Annotated in this window: 16 protein-coding genes and 1 riboswitch; of the genes, 11 read left to right on the forward strand and 5 right to left on the reverse strand. The window is 65.8% G+C overall.

Features of this window, described 5'->3' with window-relative positions:
* Positions 1–34: 34 nt before the first annotated feature.
* On the forward strand, positions 35–1,168 hold the full coding sequence (locus AB3G45_RS15955) for an anhydro-N-acetylmuramic acid kinase (protein ID WP_367831505.1): 1,134 nt from the start codon (positions 35–37) through the stop codon (positions 1,166–1,168).
* 161 nt (positions 1,169–1,329) lie between these two features.
* Here AB3G45_RS15955 and AB3G45_RS15960 read toward each other — a convergent pair whose 3' ends face one another.
* Positions 1,330–2,007, reverse strand: coding sequence for an alpha/beta hydrolase (locus AB3G45_RS15960; RefSeq protein WP_367831506.1), 678 nt, complete (start codon positions 2,005–2,007; stop codon positions 1,330–1,332).
* Between the two features lie 212 nt (positions 2,008–2,219).
* On the opposite strand from AB3G45_RS15960, the gene AB3G45_RS15965 reads away from it, so the two are divergent.
* The 10 genes from AB3G45_RS15965 to AB3G45_RS16010 all read left to right on the forward strand — a co-directional run bounded on the left by AB3G45_RS15965 (position 2,220) and on the right by AB3G45_RS16010 (position 11,952).
* A complete protein-coding gene (locus AB3G45_RS15965) occupies positions 2,220–3,377 on the forward strand; it encodes a cysteine desulfurase family protein (protein ID WP_367831507.1) in 1,158 nt (385 codons plus the stop codon).
* Positions 3,378–3,516: 139 nt separating this feature from the next.
* Entirely contained in the window at positions 3,517–4,986 is a 1,470-nt protein-coding gene (sufB, locus tag AB3G45_RS15970) for a Fe-S cluster assembly protein SufB (RefSeq protein ID WP_367831508.1), read from the forward strand.
* Between the two features lie 113 nt (positions 4,987–5,099).
* A complete protein-coding gene (locus AB3G45_RS15975) occupies positions 5,100–5,261 on the forward strand; it encodes a hypothetical protein (protein WP_367831509.1) in 162 nt (53 codons plus the stop codon).
* A gap of 48 nt (positions 5,262–5,309) precedes the next feature.
* Positions 5,310–6,065: a Fe-S cluster assembly ATPase SufC gene (gene sufC / locus AB3G45_RS15980; protein ID WP_367831510.1), complete on the forward strand. Its 756-nt coding sequence runs from the start codon at positions 5,310–5,312 to the stop codon at positions 6,063–6,065.
* Between the two features lie 23 nt (positions 6,066–6,088).
* Positions 6,089–7,363 carry a Fe-S cluster assembly protein SufD gene (sufD, locus tag AB3G45_RS15985; protein ID WP_367831511.1) on the forward strand — a complete coding sequence of 425 codons (1,275 nt, stop codon included), beginning with the start codon at positions 6,089–6,091 and terminating at the stop codon, positions 7,361–7,363.
* 68 nt (positions 7,364–7,431) lie between these two features.
* Positions 7,432–8,673, forward strand: a complete 1,242-nt coding sequence (locus AB3G45_RS15990; RefSeq protein WP_367831512.1) for a cysteine desulfurase — start codon at positions 7,432–7,434, stop codon at positions 8,671–8,673.
* Between the two features lie 11 nt (positions 8,674–8,684).
* Positions 8,685–9,065, forward strand: a complete 381-nt coding sequence (locus AB3G45_RS15995) for an SUF system Fe-S cluster assembly protein (protein WP_367831513.1) — start codon at positions 8,685–8,687, stop codon at positions 9,063–9,065.
* A 111-nt stretch (positions 9,066–9,176) separates the two neighbouring features.
* Positions 9,177–9,569, forward strand: a complete 393-nt coding sequence (sufA, locus tag AB3G45_RS16000; protein ID WP_367831514.1) for a Fe-S cluster assembly scaffold SufA — start codon at positions 9,177–9,179, stop codon at positions 9,567–9,569.
* A 126-nt stretch (positions 9,570–9,695) separates the two neighbouring features.
* Positions 9,696–11,561 carry an ATP-binding protein gene (locus AB3G45_RS16005; RefSeq protein ID WP_367831515.1) on the forward strand — a complete coding sequence of 622 codons (1,866 nt, stop codon included), beginning with the start codon at positions 9,696–9,698 and terminating at the stop codon, positions 11,559–11,561.
* Entirely contained in the window at positions 11,545–11,952 is a 408-nt protein-coding gene (locus tag AB3G45_RS16010; RefSeq protein WP_367831516.1) for a response regulator, read from the forward strand. The genes AB3G45_RS16005 and AB3G45_RS16010 overlap by 17 nt, the downstream gene beginning before the upstream one ends.
* A 77-nt stretch (positions 11,953–12,029) precedes the next feature.
* On the opposite strand, the gene gcvP is transcribed toward AB3G45_RS16010, so the two are convergent.
* From gcvP to AB3G45_RS16030, 4 genes are all read right to left on the reverse strand, one after another.
* Positions 12,030–14,891 carry an aminomethyl-transferring glycine dehydrogenase gene (gcvP, locus tag AB3G45_RS16015; RefSeq protein WP_367831517.1) on the reverse strand — a complete coding sequence of 954 codons (2,862 nt, stop codon included), beginning with the start codon at positions 14,889–14,891 and terminating at the stop codon, positions 12,030–12,032.
* Entirely contained in the window at positions 14,891–15,253 is a 363-nt protein-coding gene (gcvH, locus tag AB3G45_RS16020; protein WP_367831518.1) for a glycine cleavage system protein GcvH, read from the reverse strand. Before gcvH ends, gcvP begins: the two co-directional genes overlap by 1 nt.
* Positions 15,254–15,287: 34 nt before the next feature.
* Complete coding sequence (gcvT, locus tag AB3G45_RS16025; RefSeq protein ID WP_367831519.1) at positions 15,288–16,427, reverse strand: glycine cleavage system aminomethyltransferase GcvT; 1,140 nt, start codon at positions 16,425–16,427, stop codon at positions 15,288–15,290.
* Positions 16,428–16,585: 158 nt separating this feature from the next.
* Positions 16,586–16,687: riboswitch (glycine riboswitch) on the reverse strand.
* Between the two features lie 154 nt (positions 16,688–16,841).
* Complete coding sequence (locus AB3G45_RS16030; RefSeq protein ID WP_367831520.1) at positions 16,842–17,117, reverse strand: hypothetical protein; 276 nt, start codon at positions 17,115–17,117, stop codon at positions 16,842–16,844.
* Positions 17,118–17,208 lie beyond the last annotated feature (91 nt).

A 17,208-nucleotide genomic window follows, 5' to 3' on the forward strand; every position in this document is an offset into this window, starting at 1 on the left:
AATCACTTCAAAAAGTGATTCTGGAGCGGACGGCATGACGGGACTGCGAACGGCGATCGGTCTGATGAGCGGCACGAGCCTCGACGGCATCGACGTGGCGCTGCTGCGCACGGACGGCAAGGCCGTCGTGGAGCGCGGCCCCTCGATGGGCCGGCCCTATGACGCCGCCTTCCGCCGGCGCCTGCAAGGCGCGCTGGAAACGGCCAAGGCCATCGGCGAGCGGACGGAGCGGCCCGGCGACCTGGCCGAGATCGAGCGCGACCTGACGCTGCGCCACGGCGAGGCCGTGCGCGCCTTCCTCGCTGAAAACGCCCTGAGGCCCGCCGATATCGACGTCGTCGGCTTCCACGGCCAGACCGTGCTGCACCGGCCGAATGCCGGCCTGACGGTCCAGCTCGGCGACGGCGGGCTGCTGGCGCGTGAGACCGGCATCGACGTGGTCCACGACATGCGGGCGAACGACATGGCGCATGGCGGGCAGGGCGCGCCGCTCATTCCCGCCTATCACGCCGCGCTCGCCGCCGGCCTTTCCGGCCCTGCCGGCAGGGCGGTCGTCTTCGTCAATATAGGCGGCATCTCCAACATCACCTTCATCGGCGCCGAAGGGGCGATCGTCGCTTATGACAGCGGCCCCGGCAACACGCTGATCGACCAGTGGGTCGAGGCCCATGCGGGCATTCCCTACGACCAGGGCGGCATGATCGCCTCGGAGGGCCGCGTCGATCCCGGCCTTGCCGGGCGCTATCTCGGCCATGCCTTCTTCACCGATCCGGTGCGCCGCTCGCTCGACCGTAACGATTTTTCCCCGCCGTCGGGCGCGGAGGCGAGCCTGGAGGACGGCGCGCGCACGCTGGCCCATGTCACGGCCGCCGCCGTCATCCGCTCCGCCCGCCACCTGCCGGAACGGCCGAAGCTCTATGTCGTGTGCGGCGGCGGCCGGCTCAACCGGGTGATCATGGGCGATCTCGCGGCGCTTGCCGAGACGGAGGGGGCGGAGGTGGTGACGGCCGAGGCGGTCGGTCTCGGCGGCGACAGCATGGAGGCGGAGGCCTGGGCCTATCTCGCGGTGCGCGCGCTCGACGGCCTGCCGCTCACCTTCCCGGGCACGACGGGCGTCAAGGCGCCCGTCACCGGCGGCGTCCTGCGGAAACCCGCTGCCGCGGACTAGAGCATTTCCAGCCGAAGCGAGATCGCTTCGGCGCCGGATAATGCGGTAAAATCAAGAATCTGGAGTATTTCATGGCCATTGCGGCCTGCCGCTCGACGTCGTGCAGGCACAGAAAAACCCGGTGGCGGAACCACCGGGTCTATCCTTCGGGTTTCGGCCGGTCAGCGGATGCGCTTGGCGGCCGGCTCCGGTGTCAGCTCGCCGGCGAGGCGCCGGTCGAGATAGTCCTCGCATTCGGCCATCAGCGTTTCCGTCTGGCCGTTGAAGAAGTGGTTGGCGCCGGGCACCAGGCGGTGGGTGATCAGGATGCCCTTCTGCGTCTTCAGCTTCTCGACGAGGCCGTTGACGTCCTTCTCCGGCGCCACCTTGTCGGAATCGCCGTTGATGATGAGGCCGGAGGACGGGCAGGGGGCCAGGAACGAGAAGTCGTAGATGTTCGGTTGCGGGGCGATCGACATGAAGCCTTCGATCTCCGGGCGGCGCATCAGGAGCTGCATGCCGATCCAGGCGCCGAAGGAATAGCCGGCGACCCAGCAGCTCTTCGAATCGGGATGCAGGCTCTGCACCCAGTCGAGCGCGGAGGCCGCATCCGACAGTTCGCCCGCACCGTGGTCGAATTCGCCCTGGCTGCGGCCGATGCCGCGGAAATTGAAGCGCAGCGTCGTGAAGCCGCGTTTCTGGAACATGTAGAAGAGCTGATAGACGATCTGGTTGTTCATCGTGCCGCCGAACTGCGGGTGCGGATGCAGCACGATGGCGATGGGGGCGTTCTTCTGCTTGGACGGCTGGTAACGGCCCTCAAGGCGACCGGCGGGTCCGTTGAAGATGATTTCGGGCATTCTTACTCCGGCACGTTCGCGTTCGGACAGGATTCTTGTCAACTGAAGTCTTGACGAAAGCAGTCAGCTTTTCTAGAACCTAGTTTAGAACCATTCGAAACTGTAGGGGCGTCCCCGGGACGCCGTGAGTTTGGTGTCATAAGGCAAGCCCGACGGGAAATTCAAGGAAAATGCACGCCGTACCGAATGTATCGTGCGCGCATGGATGGGAAATGACGAAGACGGAGCGCACATATCTGGACTGGAACGCCACGGCGCCGCTGCTGCCGGCGGCGCGCGAGGCCGTTCTTGCCGCGCTCGACACCGTCGGCAACCCGTCTTCCGTGCATGGCGAGGGCCGGGCGCTGCGCATGCTGGTGGAGGCCGCGCGCCGCGACGTGGCCATGCTGGCCAACACCGCGCCGGCCCATGTGATCTTCACGAGCGGCGCGACCGAGGCGGCGAACCTCGCCCTGACGCCCGATTACCGCATGGGCCGCACGCCGCTTTCCATCGGCCATCTCTATGTGTCCGAGATCGAGCACCCGGCGATCCGCGAGGGCGGGCGTTTTGCGCGCGAGGCCGTGACGACGATCCTCGTCACCCGCGCCGGCATCGTCGACCTCGATGCGCTGGCGGCGCTTCTCGACGGTCATGACAAGGCGAAGGGCCTGCCGATGGTGGCGGTCATGCTCGCCAACAACGAGACGGGCATCGTCCAGCCGGTGAAGGCCGTCGCCGAGATCGTGCGCCGCCACGGCGGCCTCCTCGTCGTCGACGCCGTGCAGGCCGCCGGCCGCGTGCCGGTCGACATTGCGGCGCTCGACGCCGATTTCCTCATCGTCTCCTCGCACAAGCTGGGCGGGCCGAAGGGCGCCGGGGCACTGATCGCGCGCGGCGAGGTGCTGATGCCCGCACCGCTGATCCGCGGCGGCGGCCAGGAGAAAGGCCATCGCTCCGGCACGGAGAACCCGGCGGCGCTCGCCGGTTTTGCCGCGGCCGCCCGCGCGGCGGCGGCGGACCTTGCCGGGCGCAACGGACGGATCGGCGCGCTGCGCGACGCGCTGGAGAACGGCATGCGGGCGGCGACGAACGACGTCGTCATCCACGGGGCGGATGTGGAGCGCATCGCCAACACCTCGTTCTTCAGCCTGCCCGGCCTGAAGTCGGAGACGGGGCAGATCGCCTTCGATCTGGAGGGCATCGCGCTTTCGGCGGGTTCGGCCTGCTCCTCCGGCAAGGTCGGGCAGAGCCATGTGCTCGTCGCCATGGGCTTCGACGCGGCGCTCGGCGGGCTTCGCGTCTCGCTCGGGCCCGCTTCGAGCGAGGCGGATGTCGAGCGTTTCCTGGCCGCCTTCTCGCGCGTCGTCGCGCGGCGACGGGCGGCCTGACGGGAATCTTGCGGGAACGCAAGTTTTCGCTTGCCAAAAGGTGGGAAAATCCGCCTTTGGCGCTTACATAAGCGGCGGGAGGTCCCGCCAGACGTTGACAAACTGCCGGACCTTGTATCCGGCAAGATTGGAGAACGATATGCCTGCGGTGCAGGAAACGATCGATCAGGTCCGTCAGATAGACGTCGACCAGTACAAATACGGTTTCGAAACGACGATCGAAATGGACAAGGCCCCGAAGGGTCTTTCCGAGGACATCATCCGTTTCATCTCCGCCAAGAAGAGCGAACCCGACTGGATGCTCGAATGGCGCCTGGAGGCCTATCGCCGCTGGCTGACGCTCGAAGAGCCGACCTGGGCGCGCGTCGACTATCCGAAGATCGACTTCAACGACCTCTATTATTATGCCGCGCCGAAGAACCAGACCGGCCCGAAGTCCATCGACGAGGTCGATCCCGAGCTTCTGAAGATGTACGAGAAGCTCGGCATCCCGCTGCGCGAGCAGGAAGTCCTTGCCGGCGTGCAGACCTCGAAGATCGCCGTCGACGCCGTGTTCGATTCGGTCTCCGTCGTCACCACCTTCAAGGAAGAGCTGAAGAAGGCCGGCGTGATCTTCATGTCGATCTCGGAAGCCATCCGCGAGCATCCCGATCTCGTGAAGAAGTATCTCGGCACCGTCGTGCCGACGACCGACAATTTCTACGCGACGCTGAACTCCGCGGTCTTCACCGACGGCTCCTTCGTTTTCGTGCCGAAGGGCGTTCGCTGCCCGATGGAACTGTCCACCTACTTCCGCATCAATGAGAAGAACACCGGCCAGTTCGAGCGCACCCTGATCATCGCGGAAGAGGGCGCCTACGTGTCCTACCTCGAAGGCTGCACCGCGCCGCAGCGCGACGAGAACCAGCTTCATGCCGCCGTGGTCGAACTGGTCGCACTCGACGATGCCGAGATCAAGTATTCCACCGTCCAGAACTGGTATCCGGGCGACAAGGAAGGCAAGGGCGGCATCTACAACTTCGTGACGAAGCGCGGCGATTGCCGGGGCAAGAACTCCAAGATCTCGTGGACGCAGGTCGAGACCGGCTCCGCCATCACCTGGAAGTACCCGTCCTGCATCCTGCGCGGCGACGGCTCGCGCGGCGAGTTCTACTCGATCGCCGTCTCGAACGGCCACCAGCAGATCGACTCGGGCACCAAGATGATCCATCTCGGCAAGAACACGTCGAGCCGCATCGTCTCCAAGGGCATTTCCGCCGGCTTTTCCAACAACACCTATCGCGGCCAGGTCTCGGCCCACCGCAGGGCGGAGAACGCGCGCAACTTCACCCAGTGCGACTCGCTTTTGATCGGCGACAAGTGCGGCGCGCATACCGTGCCCTATATCGAGGCGAAGAACGCGACCGCGCAGTTCGAGCACGAGGCGACCACCTCGAAGATCTCGGAAGACCAGCTGTTCTACTGCCTGCAGCGCGGTATCCCGACCGAGGCGGCGATCGCGCTGATCGTCAACGGCTTCGTGAGGGAAGTCATCCAGGAACTGCCGATGGAATTCGCCGTCGAGGCGCAGAAGCTCATCGGCATCTCGCTGGAAGGCTCGGTCGGCTGATCGGGTGAAGGAATGTCCCGGCGGTTTCCGCCGGGGGGCCGGACAGGCTTTCGATGAAGTTCCCGCGTGATCCGTTATAGTAGCGGATGCGGCTCTCATCCGGAGGCGACGACATGGATCCGGTCAATCTGACATACTACGCCGTGGTTTGCGGTGGACTTGCAGCCTATTCGCCGACGCTCACGAACAGGATCGTGCGGTTGGTGCTGGGGTTCGGGGTGGGTGCCCTTTCGGCGACGCTCCTTCCGGTGGTCCACTTCGTCCTCGGCTTCTGAAACCAAGACGGGAGCGTTTGACCGCTCCGAACGCAGGACCGAGAAACCATGCTTGAAATCAAGAATCTGCACGCACGCATCGCCGAGGACGGCACCGAGATCATCCGCGGCCTGAACCTTTCCGTGAAGGCCGGGGAAGTGGCCGCCATCATGGGCCCGAACGGCTCGGGCAAGTCGACGCTGTCCTACATCCTCTCCGGCCGCGAGGACTACGAGGTCACCGAAGGCGACATCCTCTACAACGGCGAGAGCATCCTGGAACTGGACCCGGCCGAGCGCGCCGCCAAGGGCATCTTCCTCGCCTTCCAGTACCCGGTCGAGATCCCGGGCGTCGCCACCATGCAGTTCCTGAAGGTCGCGATGAACGAGCAGCGCAAGGCGCGCGGCGACGCGGAGCTGACGACGCCGGACTTCATGCGCCGCGTCAAGGACGCCGCCGCGGGACTGAAGATCGCGCCGGAAATGCTGCGCCGCCCGCTCAATGTCGGTTTTTCCGGCGGTGAGAAGAAGCGCGCCGAGATCCTGCAGATGGCGCTGCTCGAACCGAAGCTGTGCGTCCTCGACGAGACCGACAGCGGCCTCGACATCGACGCGCTGAAGATCGTCGCCGACGGCGTCAACGCGCTGCGCTCGCCCGACCGCGCCGTTATCGTCATCACCCACTACCAGCGCCTGCTCGACTATATCGTGCCCGATACGGTGCACGTCCTCTACAAGGGCCAGGTCATCAAGTCCGGCGACAAGACGCTGGCGCACGAGCTGGAAGCGAACGGCTACGCCGACATCATCGGCGCCGCCGCCTGACGGCCTGGCGAAGGAGTGATCCCATGAACATGCAGACAGGCATGAAGCTTTCCGTCGCCGAGACGGCGCTTTGCGAGGCCTACGACCACGCGCTCGGCGAACTGCCGGGCGACGGCGCCGTGCTCGCCGCCCGCGACGTCCTCATCAGCGACTTCAAGGATGCCGGCCTTCCCACGCGCCGCGTCGAGGCCTGGCACTATACCGACCTCAAGGCGCTGCTGCGCGCCGTCCCGGCCTTCGATCCCGCGGCCTCCGCCGCGCGGCTCGGCCCGCTCGTCGAGGGCTCGACGGTGCTGTCCGTCGTCAACGGCATCGCGGATGCCCGCGCGACCGTCGCGGGCGTGACGGTGCGCGCCTTCAAGGATGCGCTGGCCGACGGCACCGCGGCGGACGGCCTCGTCGCCCGCGACAGCGACGACACGATCGGCCGTATCAACGGCGCCTTCGTGCGCGACGGCTTCGTGCTCGACGTCCCGGCCGGCACCGAGCTTGCGGCCCCGCTGGAAATCCAGACGGTGCAGAATGCGGGCCAGGCGCACACGCGCTTTCCCGTGACCTTCGGCGCCAACGCGAGGGCGACCGTCATCGAGCGCCATGCGGCAGCCGGCGACAATGCCGCCTTCGTCACGACGGTCAGCGACATCTCGCTTGCCGAAGGCGCGGATATCACCTGGGTCATCTTCCAGGGCCAGGGCGCGGCCGATACCCATCTCGGCCAGATCCTCATCACGCTCGGCACGGATGCGAAGCTTCGCCTCTACGTGGTCAATGCCGGCGGCAAGCTCGTGCGGCAGGAAATCCATGTCGTGGTGGCGGGCGAGGGCTCCGACCTCATCCTGCGCGGCATCAACCTGCTCGGCGGCGAGACGCATACCGACGTGACCTTCACGGTCGGCCACGACGTGCCGAACACGACCTCGACGGAAGTGATCCGCAACGTGATCTTCGATCGCGCCCGCGGCGTCTTCCAGGGTCAGATCCGCGTGGCGCCCGATGCGCAGAAGACCGACGCGAAAATGTCGTGCAACACGCTGCTGCTCTCCGACGAAGCCGATTTTTCGGCCAAGCCGGAGCTGGAGATTTTTGCCGACGACGTGCAGTGCGGCCACGGCGCGACCGTGATCGACATCGACCACGTCCAGCTCTTCTACCTGATGGCCCGCGGCATTCCGGAGAACAAGGCGCGCGCCATGCTGATCAACGCCTTCGTCGCCGAGATCGTCGAGGAACTGGAAGACGAGCCGCTGGTCGAGGCGCTGGAAAGCGTCATCGCCGCCTGGCTCGAAAAGCACGCGTAACAGGAGCAATCCCAGCAAAAGTGTATAGCGGTTTTGCGTCCGGGATTGCGTAAACGAGGACGAACGAGATGGAACACGCGTTGCCCACAGCAGCCTATGACGTCGAGGCGATCCGCAAGGATTTCCCGATCCTGTCGAAAACGGTCTATGGCAAGCCGCTGGTCTATCTCGACAACGGCGCCTCGGCGCAGAAGCCGCAGGCCGTGATCGACGCGATTTCGCACGCCTATTCCAACGAATATGCCAATGTGCATCGCGGCCTGCACTTCCTGTCGAACGCCGCCACGGACGCCTACGAGGCGGCGCGCGAAAAGGTGCGCCGCTTCCTCAACGCCTCCTCCGTCGACGAGGTCATCTTCACGAAGTCCTCGACCGAGGCGATCAACACGGTCGCCTACGGCTACGGCATGCCGAAGATCGGCGCAGGCGACGAGATCGTGCTGTCGATCATGGAGCACCACTCCAATATCGTGCCGTGGCATTTCATCCGCGAGCGGCAGGGCGCCAAGCTCGTCTGGGCGCCGGTGGACGATGCGGGCGCCTTCCACATCGAAGACTTCGAGAAGTGCCTGACGGAGCGCACCAGGCTCATCGCCATCACGCATATGTCGAATGCGCTCGGCACCATCGTGCCGGTCAAGGAGATCTGCCGCATCGCCCGTGAACGCGGCATTCCGGTGCTGGTCGACGGCTCGCAGGGCGCCGTGCACATGCCGGTCGACGTCCGCGACATCGATTGCGACTGGTACGTGATGACCGGCCACAAGCTCTACGGCCCCTCCGGCATCGGCGTGCTCTACGGCAAGATGGACCGGCTGAAGGAGATGCGTCCCTTCCAGGGCGGCGGCGAGATGATCGTCGACGTCACCGAGGACATCGTCACCTACAACGACCCGCCGCACCGTTTCGAGGCCGGCACGCCGCCCATCGTGCAGGCGATCGGCCTCGGCCATGCGCTCGATTACATGGAGAAGGTCGGTCGCGCGGCGATCGCCGCCCACGAGGCGGATCTTCGCGATTATGCCCACGAGCGGCTGTCGGCGATCAACTCGCTGAAAATCTTCGGCACGGCGCCCGGCAAGGGCTCGATCTTCTCCTTCGAGCTGGAAGGCATCCACGCGCACGACGTCTCGATGGTCATCGACCGGGCAGGGGTGGCGGTGCGCGCCGGCACCCATTGTGCCCAGCCGCTCTTGAAACGCTTCGGCGTCACCTCCACATGCCGGGCATCGTTCGGCCTGTACAATACGCGCGCCGAAGTCGACGCCCTGGCCGACGCGCTCGACCATGCCCGCAAATTCTTCGCCTGAAGGAGAGCCCCATGTCCCTCGACGCAACGCAAGACAAGATCGACGTCCGCGACGGCATCGTCCATTCGGCGATCCCGGCCGATGAACTGACGCGCCTTTCCGACGATATCGTCTCCGCGTTGAAGACGGTCTACGACCCGGAAATCCCCGCCGACATCTTCGAACTCGGCCTGATCTACAAGATCGACATCGAAGACGACCGCATGGTCAAGATCGACATGACGCTGACCGCCCCCGGCTGCCCCGTCGCCGGCGAGATGCCGGGCTGGGTGGAGAACGCGGTCAGCGCGGTCGAGGGCGTGTCCGGCGTCGAGGTCAGAATGACCTTCGACCCGCCGTGGACGCCGGACCGCATGTCGGAAGAGGCGCAGGTCGCCGTCGGCTGGTATTGACGTGAGGGGCGAACTCTCGATGCCGTGACTTGATCCGTTAACCCGCCGACACTAGATTCAGAGTCGCGAACCGCCGGGCCTTGAACCCGGCCGGCGAAGGAGAAACGGCCCATGGCCTTTGCAGTGATGACACTCACCGATACGGCGGCGGACCGCGTCAAGGCGATCGTCGACAATGCCGGCGGCGATGCCAAGGGCATCCGCGTCGGCATCAAGAAGGGCGGTTGCGCGGGCATGGAATATGCCATCGACCTCGTGACCGAGCCGAACGCCAAGGACGACTTGATCGAGCGCAATGGCGCCAGCGTCTGGGTCGCGCCGGAGGCGGTGCTCTACCTTCTCGGCACGCAGATGGATTTCGAGGTGACGACGCTGCGCTCCGGCTTCACCTTCCACAACCCGAACCAGACCTCGGCCTGCGGCTGCGGCGAATCGGTCGAACTGAAGCCGGCCGATCTTGCGGCCCTTGCCGCCTCCGGCCAACCGGTGGTGCGCGCCGGGTGAGCCCGGAATGCCGGGAAACGGCGACGGCCAGTCCTTGCGGCTTTTCTTCCCCGGCGGTTTTGCCTAGTCTGCCCGGGCGGCCCGATCATCCGGTGCCGACACGATTGCCGGCGGGAGGCGCGCGCGATGGACGGCTTGGCCGCGACACTGTACCAGAACCTGCCCTTTCCCGTGGTCGTCGTCGATGCGGAGGCGCGCCTCGTTTCCCATAACGACGCGGCGGCCCGTACCTTCGGCTGGACCCGCGACGCCTGCGACCCGGCGGGCACGGTCGTGCTCGAAGGCGCGGCGGCGGGGGCGCTCCTTGCCCGTCAGGCCGCGGGCGGGCGCGAAAACACCCATGCGCTCTGCTTCCGCCACGACAACGGCACCACCTTCGACGCGACTGCCCATGTGATCGACATGCCGGATGCGGGCGGTCTCCCGACCTATGCGCTTCTCCTGCGCAGCCTGCTCAGCGGCGGCAGCCACGGCGAGCAGATCCTGCTCGGCCAGCGCATCGCCGCCGCGCTCGACACGATGACGGAGGGATTTGCGATCTTCGACGGCGGCGAGCGCCTGGTCATGTTCAACCGCTCCTACAAGGAGCGCTGCGGGCCTGCCCGCGACGCCGTGCGCGTCGGCGTGACCCTCGAAAACATTACGCGCGCCAATATCCGCGCCGGCATGTTTCCCGGCATCCGGGAGGGCACGCCGGAGGCCGAGGCGATGGTGCGCTCGCGGCTGGAAAGCCACCGCAACACCGACAGCGGCGGAACGGTCTTCGAGTTCGGCAAGGACCGGTGGATCCGCGGCGAGAGTCATGTCGCAGAGACCGGGGACATCGTGGCGCTGCGCATCGACGTTTCGGAACTGAAGCGCGCCGAGGCGGCGCTGGAGGAGAGGCGCCGCGAATATCTCTCGCTGCTACAGATCCTGCCCGACATGATCCTGCGTTTCGACCGGGACCTGACGATCCGCTTTGCCAACGACAAATATGCCGGCTTCGTCGGATCGACGACCGACGAGCTGATCGGACGCTACCTGCCGGATGTTTCCTGCTCGCTGGAGCATACGGCGGTGCTGATGGACATCGACAGCTACACGCGGGCCGAACCGATGAAGACGCTGGAACTCTGCCTGGAAGGGAGCAACGGCCAGGAGACCTGGCTCCTGTGGACCACGGTCGCGATCTTCGACGAGGGCGGCGTCTGCGAGATCGTCAGCACCGGCCGCGACATCACCGAGGCCAAGCGCCAGCAGCAGCAGGTGGAGGCCCAGACGAAGGAACTGCGCCGCAAGAACGAGGCGCTGGACCAGTTCACCGCCACGGTCTCGCATGACCTGAAGGCACCGCTGCGCCATCTGTCCATGTTCGCCGAGATGATCTCGGAGGACCTTCACCGCGGCGACATCGCCGAACTGCCGCACTATGCCGACCATGTGCGCAAGAGCGCCGCGCGCATGCGGCGGATCATCGACAGCCTCCTGGAATTCTCGCAGATCGCCTACCGGATCGCTACGCCGAAGCCGGTTTCCCTTTCCGACGTGGTGCGCGAAGCGCTGGTGCTTCTGGAAAGCCATGTGCATGAAGCCGGCGGACGCGTCGAGACGGCGCCGATGCCGGAGGTCCTGGGCGATCCCGAACTCCTGAAACGGCTGGCGCAGAACCTGATCGGCAATGCGCTGAAATACCGCCGGCCCGACACGCCGCCGGTCGTGCGCGTCTATTGCCGCGAGCGCGCTGAGGGCATCCAGTTCATCGTCGAGGACGACGGCATCGGCATCGACCCGCAGCACGTCGGACGGATTTTCGAGGTGTTTCAACGCCTTCACCGCGACGAGACGGTGTATCAGGGCACCGGCGTCGGGCTGGCGCTGGCGCGCCGGATCGTCGAGAGCCACAATGGCGTGATAGCGCTTGACACGCAGTACGGTCCGGGCGCACGCTTCGTCGTGACGTTTCCGCAACCCGTGAAATCAAGGGGGAACGATCGTGGGAGGCTCGGCTAGGAAGCTGATCGTCGTGGACGACGATCCGGTGGATGTGCGCTTCGTGATGCGCGCGTTCAGCGATGCCGGCAGCATGATCGAGATCACCCATGTCGCCGATGCGGAACTGGCCAGCGACCGGCTCGACCGGGAGGCCTTCGATTACATCCTGCTCGACATCAACATGCCCGGCACCAGCGGCATGGACCTGCTCAAGCGGCTGCGCGGACGCACCCGCACGGCGGTGACGCCCGTCATCATGCTGTCCTCCTCCTCCAGCACCGCCGACGTCAACCGCGCCTACGAGAACGGCGCCAACGCCTATGCCGTCAAGCCCTCGACGCGGAGCGGCTACCGCGACTTCGCCGAAGGGTTCACCCGCTTCTGGGTGGACGTCGCCGTCTCGCCGTGAACTTTCCCTGCCCGCCATGAAAAAACCCCGGCCGATGGCATCGGCCGGGGTTCATTGGTCTGGGATCAGGCAAGATCCTACTCGGCAGCCTCGGCATAGTCCTCCAGCGGCGGGCAGGAGCAGACGAGGTTGCGGTCGCCGTAGACATTGTCGACGCGGTTGACCGGCGACCAGTACTTGTCGACCCGGAAGGCGCCCGGCGGGTAGCAGGCCTGCTCGCGCGAATAGGGGCGGTCCCATTCGCCGACGAGGTCTTCCACCGTGTGGGGCGCGTTCTTCAGCGGGTTGTTGTCCTTGTCCATCGTGCCGTCCTCGATGGCGCGGGCTTCCTCGCGGATCGCCAGCATCGCCTCGCAGAAACGGTCGATCTCGGCCTTGGTCTCCGATTCGGTCGGCTCGATCATCAGCGTGCCTGCCACCGGCCAGCTCATGGTCGGCGCGTGGAAGCCGCAATCGATCAGCCGCTTGGCGACGTCGTCGACGGTGACGCCGGCGCTCGTCGCGAGCGGGCGCGTGTCGATGATGCATTCATGCGCGACCCGCCCCCTGGCGGAGGCGTAGAGCACGTCATAGGCGCCCTTGAGGCGGGCGGCGATGTAGTTGGCGTTGAGGATCGCCACCTTCGTCGCCTGCGTCAGGCCCGCGCCGCCCATCATCAGGCAGTAGCTCCAGGAGATCGGCAGGATGGAGGCCGAGCCGAAGGGAGCGGCGGAGACCGCGCCCGCCTCGCCGGTGGTCGGGCTGTCCGGCAGGAAGGGGGCAAGGTGCGCCTTGACGCCGATCGGGCCCATGCCGGGGCCGCCGCCGCCATGCGGGATGCAGAAGGTCTTGTGCAGGTTGAGGTGCGAAACGTCCCCGCCGATATCGCCGGGACGGGCAAGGCCTACCATGGCGTTCATGTTCGCGCCGTCGATATAGACCTGGCCGCCATGCTTGTGGACGAGTTCGCAGATCTCGCGCACATTCTCTTCAAAGACGCCGTGGGTGGAGGGATAGGTGATCATGCAGCACGAGAGGTTTTCCGCATACTGCTCTGCTTTCGCACGGAAATCATCCATGTCGATATCGCCGTTATCCGACACTTTCACGACGACGACCTTCATGCCGACCATCTGCGCGGAGGCCGGATTGGTGCCGTGCGCGGAGGTCGGGATCAGGCAGACGTCGCGATGGTCATCGCCATTGGCGAGGTGATAGGCGCGGATCGTCAGGAGGCCGGCATATTCGCCCTGCGCACCGGAATTCGGCTGCATGGAGACGGCGTCGTAGCCGGTGATGTCGCAGAGCTTCTGCGACAGGTCCTCGATGAGGTAGCGATAGCCCTGCGCCTGGTCGGCGGGCACGAAGGGGTGGATCTCCGAAAATTCCGGCCAGGTGATCGGCAGCATTTCCGCTGTCGCATTGAGCTTCATAGTGCACGAGCCGAGCGGGATCATCGCCCGGTCGAGCGCGAGGTCCCGGTCCGAGAGGCGGCGGATGTAGCGCACCATCTCGCTTTCCGCGCGGTTCATGTGGAAGATCGGATGCGTCAGGTATTCGCTGGTGCGCAAGAGGTCTTCCGGCAGGCGGTAGTCCGGCTCGAATTCCGACGCCTCGAAATTCCCGCCGAAGGCGCGCCAGACGGCTTCCAGCGTGACGGGGCGCGAGCGCTCGTCGAGGCTGATGCCGATGCGGTCGTCGCCGATCTTGCGGAGATTCACCCCTTCCGCGACGGCGGTCTTCAGGATGATGCCCTGCAGCTTGCCGACATGGACGGTGATCGTGTCGAAGAACACGTCGGGCTCGACCGTGTAGCCGAGCTTTTCGAGGCCCTCGGCGAGACGCACGGTCTTCTGGTGCACGCTCTGGGCGATGGCTTTCAGGCCCTGCGGCCCGTGGAAGACGGCGTACATCGAGGCCATGACGGCGAGCAGCACCTGCGCGGTGCAGATGTTCGAGGTCGCCTTCTCGCGGCGGATGTGCTGCTCGCGCGTCTGCAGCGACAGGCGATAGGCGCGGTTGCCGCGCGCATCGATGGAGACGCCGACGAGGCGGCCGGGCATGGAGCGCTTGTAGGCGTCCTTGACGGCCATATAGGCCGCATGCGGCCCGCCGTAGCCGACCGGCACGCCGAAACGCTGCGTGCAGCCGATGGCGATGTCCGCATCCATGTCGCCGGGCGATTTCAGGAGGGCGAGGGCCAGCGGATCGGCGGCGACGACGGCGATGGCGCCGGTCTGGTGCAGGCGGGCGATCAGGCCCGAGAAATCGCGCACATGGCCGTAGGTGCCGGGATACTGGAAGATCGCGCCGAAGACATCGACGGGGTCGAGATCGGTGAAGGGATCGCCGACGACGATCTGCCAGCCGAGCGGTTCGGAACGGGTCTTCAAAAGCGCGATGGTCTGCGGGTGGCAGTTCTCGTCGACGAAGAAGGCCTTCGCCTTCGACTTGGAGACGCGCTCGGCCATGGCCATGGCTTCGGCGGCCGCCGTCGCCTCGTCGAGCAGCGAGGCGTTGGCGACGTCGAGGCCGGTCAGGTCGCAGACCATGGTCTGGTAGTTGAGCAGCGCTTCGAGCCGCCCCTGGCTGATTTCCGGCTGGTAGGGCGTATAGGCGGTGTACCAGGCGGGATTTTCCAGGATATTGCGCTGGACGACCGGCGGGGTGATCGTGCCGTAATAGCCCTGGCCGATCAGCGAGACGAGTTTCCTGTTGCGGTTGGCGGTCTCGCGCAGCTTGTCGAGCGCCTCGCGCTCGGTCATCGGCGCGCCCCATTCCAGCGGCTTTGCCTGCCGGATCGATTTCGGCACGGTGTCGTCGATCAGCGCATCGAGGCTGTCATAGCCGATCACTTTCAGCATCGCCTCCATCTCCTTCGGCGAGGGGCCGATATGGCGACGGTTGGCGAAGTCGTAGGGCTGGTAGTCGGTAAAGGCGAAATCCTTGGGGAGAGACATCAGCCGACAAGCTCCTTGTAGGCGGCCTCGTCCATCAGGCCGTCCGCATCGGCGGGGTTGGCGAGCTTCAGCTTGAAGAACCAACCGGCGCCCTGCGGGTCGCTGTTGACGAGGGAAGGATCGGCGGTGATCGCCTCGTTGATCTCGACGATCTCGCCGTCGAGCGGGCAATAGACGTCGGAGGCCGCCTTGACGCTCTCGACGGTGGCCGCATCGCCGCCCTTGTCGAAGGTCGCGCCGACCTCGGGGAGTTCCACGAAGACGAGGTCGCCGAGCTGTTCGGCCGCGTGCGCCGTGATGCCGACGGTCGCAACGCCGCCCTCGATCTTCAGCCACTCGTGTTCTTCGGTGAATTTCAGCATGGTCGTTCCTCTCCTGGGAAAATCTGTTCGCCGATCAGCGTTTGAAGGTGTTTTTCACGAAGGGCATCGCCGCGACGGTGATAGGCAGGAATTTGCCGCGCACGCCGGCATAGAGCTGGGTGCCGGGCGCCATCGCCGCCTTGGTGACGTAACCCATGGCGACGGGGCCGTCGGCATTGGGGCCGAAGCCGCCGGAGGTGACGGTGCCGACGACGTCCTCGCCCTCGGCGTCGGTGGCGAGCACCGCGCCGCCGCGCACCGGCGCCCGGCCTTCCGCCTTCAGGCCGACGCGGCGGCGGGATGCGCCGTTTTCGAGCTGATCGAGGATGACGGACGCGCCCGGAAAGCCGCCGGCGCGGTCGCCGCCCGTGCGGCGCACCTTCTGGATGGCCCATTCGAGGCCGGCTTCCACCGGGGTCGTCGTCGTGTCGATATCGTTGCCGTAGAGGCAGAGGCCGGCTTCGAGGCGCAGCGAATCGCGCGCGCCGAGGCCGATCGGCAGCACGTCCGGATGGTCGAGCAGGCGGCGACAGACCGCTTCGGCAAGGCTGGCGGGAATGGAGATCTCGAACCCGTCCTCGCCCGTATAGCCCGAACGCGAGACGATGCAGTCGGCATCGTGCAGGTCGCAGGCGCGCACGTCCATGAAGCGCATGGAGGAGACGTCCGCCCACAGTTCCGCGAGCACGGCCTCGGCATGCGGGCCCTGGAGGGCGATGAGCGCACGGTCGTCGTGCAGCGTCAATTCGCAGATGTCGCCGATCTTCGCCTGCATATGGGCGAAATCCGCCTCCTTGCAGCCGGCGTTGACGACGACATAGAAATGGTCGCCGCGATTGGCGATCATCAGATCGTCGAGGATGCCGCCCTCGTCATTGGTGAAAAGCGCGTAGCGCTGGCGGCCTTCGGCAACGCTGAGGACATCGACCGGTACGAGCGTTTCGAGCGCCCGGGCGGCGTCCGCATTGTCGCCGGAGCGGGCGCGCACGGTGACCTGGCCCATATGGGACACGTCGAAAAGGCCGGCGGCGGCTCGGGTGTGCAGGTGTTCCTTCATGACGCCGGCCGCATATTGCACCGGCATCTCATAGCCGGCGAACGGCACCATGCGGGCGCCGAGCGACAGGTTCAGCGCGTGAAGCGGGGTTTTCTTGAGCTCAGACGATCCGTCCAAAAGGCGCCCTCCAGTCTTGTGGCGCCCACGATCCAACGGGCACCGGCTCACAATACCGGCGCTTTCGCGCCGCTCTCCTGAGCCCCCTCTGTCCCTTCGCCTGAGATTGTTATCCCTTCGGCGAGCGCCCGAAAAGCGCTTCTCTCCAGAGTTCCGACGGCACCTTGCTGGTCCTTTTGCCTGAGAGTTTCCGGGGCGGTTGCTCCTTCGGCACCGGCCATGCCCTTGTTCGGACGGCCGGCTTCTCCCAGCGAGGTTGCATCCAGATAACGGCGTTGCCGGCGCTTTGGCAAGAGCGTTGCGTCGCTACCAAGCGAATTTTTGTCGTCGCGGGAAAGATAGGGGGAAACATGTTCCAAAAGAAAAGCCCCCGAAGGGGCTGCAGATTGGAGGGCGGCTGTTTCGCGGGGAGGATCAGGCAGGGTCCGGCAGGGCGGGAAGTTCGTTCTCGTCATAGAGGCGCTGCGCCTCGGCGACCGTCACCTGCGGCGTGCTTCCCGGGGCGGTGATCAGCGCCAGCGCGAGCGCCGGCGGATGGATGACGTTGAGGGCGGCGATCGCGCGGGCATCGCCACGCACCTTGGCTTCCTCGCTCCAGGCGTGGATGCGCTCCTCGAAAAGGGTGTGCGCGCGCGTCTGCGATCGCATCCCCAGCGATGCATAGGCGGCCGTTGCCGGCGAAACTGTCACGATCTGTGTCATGGCGTTCAACGGAGTTGGTTGTGGTGTCACAATCTAGCAGTTGCGCCTTTCCGGGGTGTGAAGCGCGGCGGTTGCATTT

It is taken from the genome of Shinella sp. S4-D37, assembly GCF_040812195.1.
Classification (GTDB): Bacteria; Pseudomonadota; Alphaproteobacteria; order Rhizobiales; family Rhizobiaceae; genus Shinella.